At 42.1% G+C, this 14,617-nt stretch carries 16 protein-coding genes; 2 read left to right on the top strand and 14 right to left on the bottom strand.

Translation table 11 applies throughout. From position 1 onward, the window contains the following. Positions 1-58: 58 nt before the first annotated feature. Positions 59-1,738: an ATP-binding protein gene (locus LI288_RS00550; RefSeq protein ID WP_227089096.1), complete on the bottom strand. Its 1,680-nt coding sequence runs from the start codon at positions 1,736-1,738 to the stop codon at positions 59-61. 40 nt (positions 1,739-1,778) lie between these two features. Then, a complete protein-coding gene (locus tag LI288_RS00545; protein ID WP_227089095.1) occupies positions 1,779-2,912 on the bottom strand; it encodes a metallophosphoesterase family protein in 1,134 nt (377 codons plus the stop codon). 161 nt (positions 2,913-3,073) lie between these two features. Here LI288_RS00545 and LI288_RS00540 point away from each other — a divergent pair, with 161 nt between their 5' ends. Continuing rightward, positions 3,074-3,235 carry a hypothetical protein gene (locus tag LI288_RS00540; protein WP_022433008.1) on the top strand — a complete coding sequence of 54 codons (162 nt, stop codon included), beginning with the start codon at positions 3,074-3,076 and terminating at the stop codon, positions 3,233-3,235. 69 nt (positions 3,236-3,304) lie between these two features. Here LI288_RS00540 and LI288_RS00535 read toward each other — a convergent pair whose 3' ends face one another. The 11 genes from LI288_RS00535 to LI288_RS00485 all read right to left on the bottom strand — a co-directional run bounded on the left by LI288_RS00535 (position 3,305) and on the right by LI288_RS00485 (position 12,795). Next, positions 3,305-3,958: a potassium channel family protein gene (locus tag LI288_RS00535; RefSeq protein ID WP_022433009.1), complete on the bottom strand. Its 654-nt coding sequence runs from the start codon at positions 3,956-3,958 to the stop codon at positions 3,305-3,307. A gap of 25 nt (positions 3,959-3,983) precedes the next feature. After that, on the bottom strand, positions 3,984-4,664 hold the full coding sequence (locus LI288_RS00530; RefSeq protein ID WP_022433010.1) for an HAD family hydrolase: 681 nt from the start codon (positions 4,662-4,664) through the stop codon (positions 3,984-3,986). Next, positions 4,661-5,602 (bottom strand): magnesium transporter CorA family protein, encoded by a 942-nt coding sequence (locus LI288_RS00525; protein ID WP_022433011.1) that lies wholly within the window; start codon positions 5,600-5,602, stop codon positions 4,661-4,663. The genes LI288_RS00530 and LI288_RS00525 overlap by 4 nt, the downstream gene beginning before the upstream one ends. Before the next feature lie 194 nt (positions 5,603-5,796). After that, positions 5,797-6,324 (bottom strand): shikimate kinase, encoded by a 528-nt coding sequence (locus LI288_RS00520; RefSeq protein WP_227089094.1) that lies wholly within the window; start codon positions 6,322-6,324, stop codon positions 5,797-5,799. 24 nt (positions 6,325-6,348) lie between these two features. Continuing rightward, the gene (gene hslO / locus LI288_RS00515) at positions 6,349-7,227 is read right to left on the bottom strand and encodes an Hsp33 family molecular chaperone HslO (RefSeq protein ID WP_227089093.1); all 879 of its coding nucleotides are present in this window, start codon (positions 7,225-7,227) and stop codon (positions 6,349-6,351) included. 205 nt (positions 7,228-7,432) lie between these two features. Continuing rightward, complete coding sequence (locus LI288_RS00510) at positions 7,433-8,203, bottom strand: class I SAM-dependent DNA methyltransferase (protein WP_227089092.1); 771 nt, start codon at positions 8,201-8,203, stop codon at positions 7,433-7,435. Positions 8,204-8,285: 82 nt separating this feature from the next. After that, on the bottom strand, positions 8,286-8,792 hold the full coding sequence (locus LI288_RS00505) for an SEC-C metal-binding domain-containing protein (RefSeq protein ID WP_022433015.1): 507 nt from the start codon (positions 8,790-8,792) through the stop codon (positions 8,286-8,288). Between the two features lie 27 nt (positions 8,793-8,819). Continuing rightward, entirely contained in the window at positions 8,820-9,605 is a 786-nt protein-coding gene (locus tag LI288_RS00500) for a hypothetical protein (RefSeq protein ID WP_022433016.1), read from the bottom strand. Positions 9,606-9,692: 87 nt separating this feature from the next. Continuing rightward, positions 9,693-9,920 carry a phosphopantetheine-binding protein gene (locus LI288_RS00495; protein WP_022433017.1) on the bottom strand — a complete coding sequence of 76 codons (228 nt, stop codon included), beginning with the start codon at positions 9,918-9,920 and terminating at the stop codon, positions 9,693-9,695. Between the two features lie 108 nt (positions 9,921-10,028). After that, the gene (locus LI288_RS00490; RefSeq protein ID WP_022433018.1) at positions 10,029-11,273 is read right to left on the bottom strand and encodes an alanine racemase; all 1,245 of its coding nucleotides are present in this window, start codon (positions 11,271-11,273) and stop codon (positions 10,029-10,031) included. Then, positions 11,266-12,795, bottom strand: coding sequence for an amino acid adenylation domain-containing protein (locus tag LI288_RS00485; RefSeq protein WP_227089091.1), 1,530 nt, complete (start codon positions 12,793-12,795; stop codon positions 11,266-11,268). The genes LI288_RS00490 and LI288_RS00485 overlap by 8 nt, the downstream gene beginning before the upstream one ends. A 103-nt stretch (positions 12,796-12,898) precedes the next feature. Here LI288_RS00485 and LI288_RS00480 point away from each other — a divergent pair, with 103 nt between their 5' ends. Further along, positions 12,899-13,105, top strand: a complete 207-nt coding sequence (locus LI288_RS00480) for a hypothetical protein (protein ID WP_022433020.1) — start codon at positions 12,899-12,901, stop codon at positions 13,103-13,105. 72 nt (positions 13,106-13,177) lie between these two features. Here LI288_RS00480 and LI288_RS00475 read toward each other — a convergent pair whose 3' ends face one another. Then, positions 13,178-14,473 (bottom strand): adenylosuccinate synthase, encoded by a 1,296-nt coding sequence (locus LI288_RS00475; protein ID WP_227089090.1) that lies wholly within the window; start codon positions 14,471-14,473, stop codon positions 13,178-13,180. Positions 14,474-14,617: the final 144 nt, after the last annotated feature.

Raw genomic sequence — 14,617 nt, 5'->3', positions numbered from 1 at the left:
TCTAAATTAATTATACTTCATGCCGTCATTTTTAACAAGCATATTTCCCATTTACTTTTTATAGTACAGCATATTCATGGCAGGATAAATATATTATCTGGAAATCCTGTGAAATTCTTCCAATCATATTAAATGCTTTTTTCTGCATTTGATTATCCAGTGCCAGAAAGATATCATCAAGAACAATCACCGGTTTTTCTTTTACAGAAAGCCTCTGTATAAATGCCATACGCTCACAAAACCAGATAACGTCTTTGATTCCGCTGCTGTAATAATCCATTTGCCGCAGAATTCCATGGTCAACAATTCCAATTTCATAGGTGTCGTTTAACTGCACTTTCCTGCCCAGTTCTTCATCAAATGCGGACAGATACGCATAAAAAGGTTCTGATAAATCTTTTGCCATATGACTGATATATGCCTGCTTTGCCTCTGTAAGATACTGCATGCTCTTTTCAAGCACCTCCATACGCTGTTCTATCTGCTTTTTCTGTTGTCCGGTCTGCCGTTTTTTCTGTAAAACCTGTATCTGCTGCTTCTCCAGCATTTTACACTTTTCTTCCCGCTGCTGTTCTTGAAAAGCATGATGTATCTGCTTATAAAACTCTTCCTTTTGTGAAAGGGTCTGATACTCTTTTGCATAGGCAGCGCCGGTGCGTTCCTTTTCTTCTGCACCGTTTAATCCTTCAAGCTGCTCTTTATACTGTGCCGTGCGCCTTCGCAGCAAAAAAAACAATGCCACACCGGCAATTCCAGCCAGCCCGCCAAAGACAGCCGCCGGCTGCTTCTGCAGCACTGCCATTGATAAAATACCGAGTATAACCCCTGCCGCTGCCAGAAAAACCGCCGCGACGGAAAGTCTTTTTGCCTGCCGGATTTTTGATCTGCACTCCCTTTTTTGTTCCCGGAGTTTTATAAGATTTTCTTCCCATCCGTCTGTGTGGTTTAAACCGGCTGCAAAATAGTCGTCTAAAAATGCCAGCCGTTCTTCTTCCTCCGCCGTAAGTCCGGTTGTACTACTGCCAGGCATTTCCGCCTGTATGTCTGCCCCTGTATTTTCCGTCTGTAAAGATAGTGGCATTTTCTGCTCTGACAACTGCTTCCTCTGCCTTTCAAGCTCCCACTCCTGCATGGAAAGACGGTTTAATTCTTCCGTAACCTGCGCAAGCTCCCCGCGGTTTCCCGTTTTTTTGTATTCCCTGTACTCCGCTTCAATTGCAGCGGCTGCCTGTTTGCTTTTTAACAATCCCGTATCCTGCGTACCGTCAAAAAAGCCGATACGCATATTTTCATTGACTTCTACCCGCATATGATTCCAGCTCATAAATGCTGTTGCCTGATACGTCGCTTTTGTCATGCCAAACAGTTCTTCGCCGATATTTTCCGTGTAATCCTGTGATACCATTCCGGTATCTAAATCAATCAGCGCAAAAGTATCCTCCCGCTCCTTTTCCGAAAAGGTTCGTTCAATCCGGTACTGCTTTGTGCCTGCTGCAAAACGAATCCATCCGCCCCATGTTCCCTGCTGCCACGGCTTATACTTTTTACGCGGTACTTCTTCTAAATTTTTACGGGTTCTTGCTGAACCAAGCCCGTAAAACATGGCGCACACAAATGCTGCAAATGTCGTTTTACCGCTGCCGTTTGGCGCACACAGATACTCCAACGGTTCTTCCGGGCAGAAATGATACCCACTCAGCCCGCCAAAATTTTCCACATAACACTCCTGAATCTTCATCTTCTTCGCCTTTCCGGAGGAATCGAGAACCGAATTTATTTCAGTTCTGCGACAGCGCTGCTTTTACACATGCCAGTATCTCCTGCTTCATATCCTCTGTTTCATCACTGTCCATGATATATTTTTCCAGATACGCTTCAAATCCGCTCTCTTCCCGCACACTGCCGGTTTCATCTTTAAGCCGCACCAGGTAATACTCCTGTTCCAGATATTTTTTGATATAATCCATATCATATGCCGCCTGTGACTGCTTTGCACCGGTAAGAACCACCCGTATCATATCCTGGCTGTCTGCCGGCTCTGTCTGTTCTTCCAATGCCCTCTTTGCAATCTGCGTTTTTACCATTTCATATAACTGCGGTGTCGTCACAATATCCGTACAGTCCACTGTGATTTCCCACGCCTTTCTTTTGGCAAAAGGCACAAAACGAGCTGCTATCTTACGCGCCGTGCCACATTTCGGGCTTTCTGCCGCGATGTTTTCTGTGCCGCTTCCGGCACTGCCGCTTACTGCCGCTGCGGTATCCAGCAGGACAAATCCCTTTTCCCCACATTCATCAAAACCACGTGCCTCCAGACAGCCACTGTAACAGTATACCCCGCGGCTGTCAATGCTTCCCTTTTTATATTTGTGGATATGCCCCAGTGCCAGATAATCTATATTTCTCCCGGCAAAACTGCCGAACCGGTCAATCTGTCCGTGCATCATGACAATATTGGTATCTTCCGGTTTTAAATGCAGATTTGACGGCAGTTTTAAACTGTTTAAGCCTGTAATCACCACATTTCCGTAACGGTATGCCTTTCCAGCTCCCGGAAACAATTTAAGATTCTTTGGCAGTGAATTTCCATTCAGGGTCATATTGAAACCACTGTCCGGGACTGTATTAAAAAGCTGTTCCCCGTCATGGTTGCCGGAAAGCACTAAAAAATCCACCTGCGGATGTGCCGCCACCGCTTCAAGTACCTTTTTTCTGACGGCTTCCCGCCCATTTTCACTGTCAAATAAATCTCCGGCTACAAGGACTGCACGCACCTTCTCCCGCTGCGCATAGTCCATCATTTTTATAAATGTTTCAAACAGCTCATCGTTGCGCCGCCGTGCTTCCTGCCTTGTAAGACTGGTAGCGAGCGCCGAGTCCAGATGAATGTCTGCACAATGAATCAGCTTCATTTTTCTTACGTTTACCTTTCTATTTTTTCACAAATAATCCTTTAGTACCATTTGCATTTTGTGACTTTCATTTTGTTTTCTAATATGCTAAACTTCTAGATGTTGTTAAGTCCGGAATCACAGCAGCTACATTAATTTACTTTGAGGAGGTTTTTACCCTGATGGAACGTGTAAAGTATAACAAAGTAGAGGTCTGTCATGGTGACAGTCAGAAAAAATTTCCAGTATATGAAATTTATCTTGACGGTGTCATTGTAACAAAAGTTTCTTCCGAGTCTGATGCTTTAGAGATGGTATCCCGCTGGCAGGAAATTTATAAATAATTGACGTGTGCCGCAAGGTGTACTAAAAAGCTGTCTGAGAATGTTGATGGGCATTCCCAGACAGCTTTTTTAATGAATTTCTTTCACTATTTTATCAATACATTCTTTTTTGCCAAGCGCTTTAATGTGATCTCCTTTTTGAAATTCATATTCGGCAGACGGCATAATAAGTGTTTCCCCGCCGGACACTATCGCAATAATATTAACATTATATTCTGCCCTGACATTTACTTCACGGATTGTCTTTCCTGCCCAGCTTTCAATAATCGGTATTTCATAAATGGAATACTCATCGGTCATTTTGATATAATCAAATACATGATTTGCGCTGCATTTTTCAGCAAGATTATATGCCACGTCACGTGCCGGATACAGTACCTCGTCCGCACCGTTTTTCAACAGGAACTTCGCCTGAATATCGCGGCTTGCCATACTGATAACATGTCTGCCGCCCAACTCTTTTACAAGATTTGTCACTTCCAGACTATTCTGGAAATCTTCTGCAATACAGACAATAATCACGTCGAAATTACGGATTCCAAGGCTTTTTAAAACTTCAACATTGGTACAGTCCCCCACCCTGGCACTGTTTACTTTTGTAAACATATCCCGGATATGGTCTTCATTGGAATCTATAATCATAACTTCATTATCCAGCTCCAAAAGCTTATTTACCAGATGATGTCCAAACTTTCCTACTCCAATCACTAATATTGATTTCATCTTCTTCTCCACTACCTGTTTCACTTTATACTATTTTTTCAAGAATCTGCTGAGGAGTATCTGCAATTCCCCATGCTCCCAGCTTTTCCAATGCTGTACGTTCCCTGAAACCCCAGCTGACCAGAATACACGGCAGCCCCGCATTATCTGCGGTCTGCTTATCCACTTCGGAATCCCCGATATAAACGGTTGTTTCCTTTTGCGCGCCAAGCTGTTTCATCGCTTCATACACCGTATCCGGTGCAGGCTTTTTTCTTGTGGTATCACTCTGTCCGATTGCTGCCGGTATCACATCTTTAAAAAAGGTATCCCTTAATTCCACAACCGCGTTGTGATTCTTATTGGATACAATGCCGACTGCAATCCCCTGCGCCTTTAACGTATCAAGCATGGTTAAAATTCCGTCATACGGCCTTGTCTTAACCCGGCAATGCTTCTGATAATATGCACAGAATGATTCATAAACTCCTTCGTACTGTGGATTCTCTGCCCCCTGCGGAATTGCACGCTCAATCAGCTTTCTGATACCGTTTCCAACATAACTTTTTATTGTTTCAACCGGATATACCGGATAGCCATACTGCGTACAGACTGCATTGACACTATCCGTTAAATCTTCAATCGTATTTAACAGTGTACCGTCCAAATCGAAAATAACCGTCTGAATCTTCTTTTTTGCCGTTTCCTGTTCTAATTCCTGACTCATAACATTTTCTTCCTTTTTAAAATCCACAACGCCGCTACACAGATAAGCAGTATCAGCACGCAAATAATGCCAAACCCATACGGTGACGATGCCAGCGGCATACCAACGCCCGATACATTCATTCCGTAAATGCCGGAAATAATTGTCGGTATCGCCATGACAATCGTAATCGATGTCAGATATTTCATGACATTATTCAGCCTGTTATCAACCACTGATGATAACAGTTCCCTTGTACCATCAATAATATCCCTGTAAATAGCGGTCATCTCTATCGCCTGCTGGTACTCGACCATAACATCTTCAAGCAGTTCCATATCTTCCGGGTACTGTTCCAGTCTTTTGTACCGGCGCAGACGTTCCAGTACGATACTGTTTGAACGCAGGGACGTTGCAAAGTATACCAGTGTGGATTCCAGTTCATGCAGTTCAATGATATCAACATCCTGTGTATCGCCGTCAATGCGTTCTTCTATTTCAATACGTTTCTTATCAATTCCACGCAGATACGCCTGATACAGCGCTGCTGAGCGCAGCAGCAGCTGATAAATAAAACGCATCTTTTTCTTAGTACTGAACTCCCGTACTTTGTTACGGATAAAATACTGTAACACCGGTGTATCCTCTTTGCAGATTGTAATAATCGCATTCTGCTTAATCAGGATACCGAGTGGAATTGTTGTATACATTTTCTTTTCATGGCGGACTTCCGGGGACGGAATATCCACTAAAATCAAGGTATAGCCGTCTTCCAGACTGATACGTGAACTTTCTTCCTCATCCAATGCAGTCGCAAGGTCACTGACTTCAATATCATATGCTTCCGAAACTTTATTCAATTCCTGTACACTCGGATCAACCATCTGTACCCATGCGCCGTCTTCAAATGCATCAATTGTGCGGATAACCGACTGCTCTGTCTTAAAAATATTGATCATCGGATGTCTCCTTCCCTGCTACTCACGTATTCCGCAGGCATTTTAATGCCGGAGGAACCGCGAGCCTGATTTTATCAGGCTCTGCGATAAAAAGCGACTTTGTGACGCCTGCGGCACAAATGCTGTGTGAAAAAGCTTTGATTTAAGGCTTTTTCACACTACTCACGTATGTCCCTGACTATGATACCATATTTTTATTCTTTTGTAACGTAGTTTTCAGCAAAATACGCGTTGATTTTTGCATAAACATCTTCTACAGAATAACGAAGCATTTCATTTGCACAGGTCACGGTAATGTCCGCATACTGCTCATACAATGCCTTTCTATCTTCAAAAATCTCTGCAATCGTTGCCTTGCCGTTTGAAACCACACCGCGTTCTTTTAAGCTGCCAAGACGTTTTTTTAATTCTTCTTCCGGCACTTTTAAGTATACAACTACACCGGTCTTTTTAAAATGTTCCATGGCTTCCCTGCCGTACACCACGCTGCCACCGGTAGCAATGACTGTACGTTCCGCTTTAATTTCTTTATTCACATCATTTTCAATCTGAATAAATCCTGCATCTGAGTGTTCATCAATCAACTGTTCCAAGGTCTTTGCGTACTTTTGCTGAATTACAATATCCGAATCGATAAATTGGTATCCCATCTTTTTTGCCAGCACAACCCCAATGGTACTTTTACCGCTTCCGGGCATTCCTATCAAAATAATATTCTTCAAGTTTCTCCTCATTTCTATTACTTTTTATCTGCGCACCGCTTCTAACATCTGCTTTAATTCTTCCACTGTAAAGGTATAGTGGCTGTTGCAGAAATGACAGTTGACTTCAATCGGCTTGTCATCATCAATCATCTTCTGTAATTCTTCTGCACCGATACTCATAACTGCTTTACTGACTCTGTCTTTTGAACAGTTGCAGTAAAATTCCGTCGGTACAGTATCTAAAATTTCAAGGTTCATATCCCCTAAAATGTGATTTAAAATTTCTTCCGGTGTCATGCCCTGCTCTAACATTTCCGTAACGGAAGTAATTTCCTTAATACGCTGTTCGAGCTTGTCAATGAGTTCTTCGGTTGCATCCGGCATCAGCTGGATAATAAATCCGCCTGCTTCATGCACAGTGTTGTCCTTATTCATCAGCACACCCAGTCCGACAGAAGATGGCACCTGTTCACTCGTTGCAAAATAGTATGTTAAATCATCTGCAATTTCACTGGTAATTAAAATTGTATCACCGACATACGGTTCTTTTAAACCGATGTCTTTAATAACACTTAACACACCGATTCCAACTGCTCCTGCTACATCTAACTTACCGTCCTTTAACGGAAGCATGACCTCAGGATTTGCCACAAATCCTTTCACCCTGCCCTTTGCATCGGCAGTCACGGTCATCTGTCCGATAGGACCGTTACCCTTAATCTGAATGGTAAGCACGTCCGCATCACTTTTCATCATTGTTCCCATCATTGCACCGCCTGTCATCAGTCTGCCCAGTGCCGTTGTCGCAATCGGACTCATATTGTGACGGGTACGCGCTTCTTCTACCATATTTTTTGTCGTTGCAGCAAAAGCACGAATCTGTCCGTCTGCCGCAATCGCTCTTACAATATAATCTTTCATTATAATCCTCATTTCTGAGCGACTTTGTCGCGAAGTTGCGATGAGAAATTCGCGCAGGCGATTTCTCATCTGCAATCATGGCTATTTGTTTTCGCTCAGAAACAAATAGCCGTGTGAAAAATAAGCGCATCAGCGTTATTTTTCACACTATTCTCCTCTTATTATTAACTTTTTGATGTTGAGGCAAAAGCCCCAACTAAGCCGCCTACGAATTGCTCCGTGCTGCGCACCGGCGTCTTAATATGTAGTATAACCTCTCACTGTCTTCCTTCGGTGCATCGGTTGTAAATGCATCATAGACGGCTTCAACTTCCAAGCCTGCCGTTTCTGCCGCTTCCAGTACTTCTTCCATATAAAATCCATGCTGGAAATGATTTTCCTCGTAACGGATAAAGCTTTCATCTTCATTTTTGATAAACACCGCAAGGTCATATTCGTTATTGCGTGTTTCCTCATCATAGTAGTTATCCCAGATAAAGGCAGAATCGTCACGGTTTTCCGCATACGTATTTTCCGCAAGGACATCCCTGAAAAAATGAATCGTCTTTAAATCAAAGATAAATACACCACCCGGCTTTAAGCCTTTTTTTACGCACTCAAAAACCGATGTAATATCCTCTTTGCTGGTAATATAATTCATGGAATCCGCAATGCTCACCATGGCATCAACTTCATACGGCAGTTCAAAATCGCGCATATCCTGTAAACTATAGACGATTTCCTGTCCGCTCTCATAGAGTTTTTCTGCGGCAATCGTAAGCATATCCGGCGCATTGTCAATACCGACACAACTGTATCCCGCCTTATCTAAAAGCTGTGTCACCGTACCCGTTCCGCAGCCTAAATCAGCAATTTCCATATCCGGTGTAACGCCCTGTTCCTTTAACCGCTCCACTAAATATTCACACCATTCCTCATAAGGAATATTATCCATATATTCATCATAAACATACGCAAATCCTGTATATGCCTGCATTGTATCCCTCCATTTTAAAAATGCGGAACTGATATGCTTTCACACAACAATCCCGCATTCCGCTTTTCTGTATTACCTGCTATTACGCATTCTTTCCACAGCACTTCTTGTACTTTTTGCCGCTGCCGCAAGGACATGGATCATTTCTTCCGATTTTCTTTGCCTTGACAACTGTTCCTGAAAGCTTCTGCTTCTTGTAAAGTGCCTTTCTTTCTTCTTCTGAAAGAAGATTGTCCCATGCAGGAAGCTCATATAACCAGTCTGCCTTGCAGCCAACCATGTTATAGTAAAGCTTTTCCTTATCGTAATCAAGACTGACCGCCGTATCTTCTTCCATTGTTTCAATCGGATTCGGATTCTTTAAACTGTCATTGATACCATCAAGGAATCCTGTCATCATTAATACTTCTACACCAAACTTATCAGCCAGTTCTTTTACTGTGCCGGATACCGGTGCATCCGGTGTTGCAAGAATCTGCTCATAAATTGCCTTTTCCTGTACAAAATAACTGTTCCAGAATTCCGTCGCCTGATTCTGATTCATCTCTGTTTCATATGCTAACTTACGCCATGTTTCAAGTAATGCCATGCTTATCTTTTTCCTGCCTCTCGTGTATTATAAGTATTTGTTATAGGTTGCACTGGTTACATAAGAATATGAACCCGTGCTTGAATATGTTGTCGCTGAATCCAGCTTTGCAATCTGCGAAACAGCAGATGAGTAAAGCGATGAAGCACTTCTTGATACAGTCTGTCCAAAAGAACTGCTTCCTGTAAATGTAGATTTTACAACTGCCATATCTGACTGTTTGAACTTTTCTGCATCTACAGACAGCTTATTGTCACTTCCGATTGTAATGCCTATACTCTTCAACAATGACTGATTTGCCTTTGTATAGCTTACCATAGAAGATGCATTTCTTAATACGCTGTTATCGTCAGACTTACCCGTCTTTTCTACCAGCGAATTATAATTGGAAACAAAGTCTGATACAGCTTTATAAATTGCATCGGTATCATATTCCTTTGTGGTATTGCCTTCTTTATCCGTTACACTCTTTTTCTCCCAGAGTGCCGTCTTCTTTAAATCAGATACGGAATCCACCACATCGGCCGCTTTATCACGGACTGCTGCGCCGTTTAACTTCTGTGATGCCGTATCCGTCGTTGTGTCTTTCTTATTGGTCCTATCCGCCGTTGTGCCGTCATTGTCCTCTTTTTCATAATAAGACTTTAACAGCTTGTGATAAGAGCCATTCCGGATTGATGATAATGTGGATAAATCAATCCCTGAAAATGCGTAACCCTGACTGCCAAAAATACTGTTGCTTTTTCTGGTCGTTAAACCGGATGAAAGCAGCATATTAATGGACTCTGAATTATAAAATGAAATAGATGACATACAAACCACCTTCCTTAAAAATACCCTTGAACTGCTCCTATATCAATATTATAACACACATTTTCAAGATATCAAATAAAATTAATCTTAAAGATCCTGAAGTCTCTGAATCATATCCCACATTGCTTCTGCAGAATTGAAATTTTCCGGAACAATATCTGCCGGTGTGATATCGATATCAAATGTATCGTTTAATTCACCAACAATAGATACAATATCAAAAGAATCTAAAATCCCGTCATCAATAAGTGTATCACATGTTTCAAAATCTACATCTGCATTAACCTCTGTTAAAATTTCCATTAACTGATCCATCTGTAAAACCTAACCTTTCTGTTTTCAAATTCATTCCTTTTTTTACAGACCTGCTGTCTGTATCGAATTTAAAATACAACACATCACTATGTTCGTCAAGTACCTTTTTTATTTCCGTACCAGGCTCATCCGTGAATTTATTGTGTCCGATGCCAGGACATCTCTGTATACAACGGCTTTTTCCTTTTTTGAGTACGCCACAATCTTTGGCATTCTTCTGCTTAAAAACAGGTAAATTCCCTCTGTCACAGAATATGCACCGATATTATAGAATAGTATCAGATCCCCGATTTCAGGCTTTACTACCGGCAGATTTTTTACAATGACATCACCGACCGTACACAGTGAGCCGCAGATTGTCCATTTCTCGGTTGCTCCGGCTTGTGCAAGCTTCCTGCGTGCTGCCATGTCAAAGCCTGCCGTTATGCTGCCGTCTGCCTTTACATAAGTATATGCCGGAATCTTCATTGCCATGGTCTGACCATAGTAATTAATATGGTTGATTCCGCCGTCAATAATACAGTAATTCTGCTCTTTATTCGTCTTTAAATCCACTACCGATGAAACAAACACACCACAGGAAGCTGCGATAAAACGTCCCATTTCAAGCGTAATTTCATATTTGCCGCGGATTGGTGCAAGAAGCGCCGCGAATTCCTTTAATTCGTCAAATCCGTCATTTAATGCTTCTTCTCCGAAGTAAGAAACTAAAAGCCCCGGTCCGTATTCGAATTCCTTTGCCATCCAGCCGTACTTTTCTTTCAGGCTGTCGCACAATCCGTCTAAATGTGTCAGTTCTTCTTCAATCTGTTTCATCTTTTTCTTCTGCGTGCCTGTATAACACTGGATACCGTAAAAGTCAATATTCGGGTACTGTGTGCGGTTTGCAATAATATCTTCCAGTTCTGATTCGTCAACACCGAACTGGTTGCCGCTTGTCACGCGGATCAGTGCGCGGATTGTCAGATTCGTTTCTTTTGCGCATGCCTGAAGCAGTTCTAACTGGGTACGGGATTCGATTGTATACACACCCACGCCGCCGCAGTCCTTCATCACATGAAGAATATCTGCTTTTTCTTTATTGACACCCGAAAGTACAATATCAGCCATTGCGACCTGCTCTCTTTCACAGATTGCAAATTCTCCGGGTGAACAGACTTCAAACTTGTGAACTGCCTGCTTCATGCTGTCTACCAGAAACGGATTGGCTTTCATCGCATAACAAAGCCGGATGTCTTCTCCTAAAATTTCTTTCATTGCCTGTACTCTGGACTGTAATTCGTCCAAATCAAAAAGATACATCGGCGTGGCATGTTCCTTTGCCAGTTCTACAATTTTAGCAATCTCAAGCATTTTTTCTTCCCTCCATCAAGGCATTTCTGTCAATCTTACCGTTTTTTGTAACCGGCATGGATGCCACCTGAACAAATTCCTGCGGAATCATAAACTTTGGAAGCTTTTTCATCAGCTCATGGGTAATCGTCTTCTTATCCGGTGTTCCTTCATAGAATCCGATAATCTTATTGTTGTCTTTGTCAAAGATACAGCAGGCACGCACGCAGCCTTCCACCGCGTTGATTGCCATATCAATTTCACCCAGCTCAATGCGGTGTCCCATATGCTTAATCTGAAAATCCTTGCGTGATGAAAAATAAAGCTCGCCCGCCTTGCTGTAATAGCCCAAATCACCTGTACGGTAAATAATTTCGTTGTATTTGTCATTTAACGGATTCTGTACAAATGCCTGATCCGTCTTTTCCCTGTTATTATAATATCCAAGTGTCACCGCCGTACCCGATACACAAATTTCACCGGTTGTATCCGGCATATCCGGCGTAATCAGATTGTCATTGTCATCTAATAAAAAGACGCGTTCATTCGGAAACGCTTTTCCCATTGGCAGTGTTTCATCGAGTGCAAACTCACGGTCTACGATGTAATAGGTGCAGTTACAGGTAATTTCTGTCGGACCGTACACATTGACAAACATGGCTTCCGGATACGTTTCTCGCCAGATATTTAAGTGCTTCACCGGCATAACCTCTCCGGAGAAAATAACTTTGTTAATGCACCCCGGTCTTTTATAGTCAAAGCCTTTTAAGGTCGTTACAATACAGAGTGCCGATACCGCCCAGATCAGGGTTGTCACCTTTCTGTCGTCCAGATAATCCATCAGCGGCATCGGAAATGAAAACAGCTTCTTTGGAATAATCTGCATCGTTGCACCAGTCTTTAAGGTTGAATAAATATCCTTTACCGATACGTCAAAGTCAAACGGCGCCTGATTGCCGATGACATCATTTTCCGTAATGTGGAACGTATCTGTAAAGCAGTCAATAAAGTCAATAACTGAACGGTGGTTTACAATAACCCCCTTTGGCACACCGGTTGAGCCGGAAGTAAAAATCGAATACAGTGGATCAATATCCAGCGCATTTTCACGGATGATATCAAGCTGCTTCATTTCTTTTTCGTCCGGTGTATGTTCCAGTAATTCTTCAATCTTTAATACTTTGCCGGAAAATCCTAACTTTTCCTGCTTCTTTGCAGACTTTTCATCTATAATCATAATTTCTGCACCCAGTGTTGCAAGAATCATCTGGATACGTTCTACAGGCTGTGCCGGGTCTAACAGGCAGTAAAAGCAACCTGCCTTTGCCGCTCCCATAAATGCTGCCAATGCATTACAGCTCTTTTCCATATAAACCGGAACTGCGGTACGCACCTGTGTTTCCTTTTGCAGTACCGCACCCACTCTCTGCGCATTGTCCAGCAGTTCCTGATAGGTAAAGGCATTATGTTCATCTGCCACCGCTGTTTTATCCGGCGATTTTGCCGCAGACTGCTCCAGATACTCTAAAACATTTTTTATCATAATAATCTCCATTCCACCATTTCATATTCTGAATGACTTCTTTTTTTCTCTTTCACTTTATGTTACACTAAATAAATCATAATTACCTAGAAAGGATGATACAATGAAAAAAATCAAACGCATTGCCGCACTCACTGCTGTCATTGCATGGGGACTTTTACTGCTTGTAACACTGATTACAGCTTTTATCAATACAGATTCTGCCCGTACACTGTTTAACGGTCTGATTTTTACGGATATTATCTTTCCAATCGTGATTTATGCCATGATGCTCGTATACCGCATTCTCTCCCACAAATCCGACGATTAAAAGGATACGGCTGTCACACGGTTGAAATATTTTCATATTTCTTCATGTGACAGCCCCTTTTTGCAATTTATTTTACTTTGAATAACTGCTTACTCTGTGAATAATTTCATGTCTTCCCGGTCCGTTTGATACCATTGTAATCGGTGCTTCAATTTCCTGTTCAATGGCTTCGATATAATTTCTACATGCTTCCGGAAGGTCTTCATACTTTGTAATACCTCTGATGTCTGACTTCCAGCCTGGGAATGTCTTTAATACCGGCTTTGCTTTTTCAAGCTGTGCAGTTGTCGGGAAATCCTTTGTCACCTTACCGTCAATTTCATAGCCGACACACATCGGGATTTCATCTAAATAACCTAATACATCAATAACAGTCAATGCAACTTCTGTTGTTCCCTGCATTCTGACACCATAACGTGTTGCAACGGCATCAAACCATCCCATACGTCTTGGTCGTCCTGTTGTCGCACCGAATTCACCGCCATCACCGCCGCGCTTTCTTAATTCGTCCGCTTCTTCTCCGAAGATTTCACTGACAAATGCACCGGCACCGACTGCTGATGAATAAGCCTTAACAACCGTTACAACATCCTGAATGGAGCTTGCCGGAATACCTGCGCCGATTGCGCCGTAAGGTGCTAATGTGGAAGAAGATGTAACCATCGGGTAAATACCGTGGTCAGGGTCTTTTAAAGAACCAAGCTGTCCTTCCAATAAAACCTTCTTGCCTTCCTTTAATGCCTGATGCAGATATGCGGAAGTGTCTGTTACATACGGCTTAATCATTTCTTTATATTCCATTAATGTATTGTAAATATCTTCCGCGTTAAGTAACGGCTTATGATAAAGATGCTCTAACATCACATTTTTTAAAGTTACGACATTTTCAATTTTTTCCATCAGCTTGTCTTTTTCTTCAAAAAGCTCGCTCACCTGAAAACCGATTTTCGCGTATTTATCTGAATAGAATGGTGCAATACCGGATTTTGTAGAACCGAAAGACTTTCCTGCAAGTCTTGCTTCTTCATAGGTATCAAAATCCACATGGTACGGCATAAGAATCTGTGCTCTGTCTGACACTAAAATCTTAGGCATCGGAACATTTCTGTCTGTAAGACTTTTTAATTCGTTTACCAGATAAGGTATATTTAAAGCAACACCGTTACCGATAATGCTTGTTGTATGATTATAGAAAACACCTGATGGCAGCAAATGCAGTGCAAACTTACCATAATCGTTAATAATTGTATGTCCTGCGTTGCTTCCTCCCTGGAATCTTACGACAATATCTGACTCCTCAGCAAGCATATCTGTAATCTTACCCTTACCTTCGTCACCCCAGTTCGCGCCAACAATAGCTTTTACCATAGTTTCCTCCATTCCGCTGATTCTTACCAGCCTGCATAAAACGTATTCATCGTGCCTGTAGGAAAATTTTTGTTTTCCCAAAAACCACACGTTGTTATAATACCACATCTATAGGAGTACAGGCAACGGTTATTTCATATAAAA

Source organism: Lachnospira pectinoschiza, assembly GCF_020564355.1.
Taxonomy (GTDB): domain Bacteria; phylum Bacillota; class Clostridia; order Lachnospirales; family Lachnospiraceae; genus Lachnospira; species Lachnospira intestinalis.
This window is presented reverse-complemented; position numbering and strand designations above follow the sequence as displayed.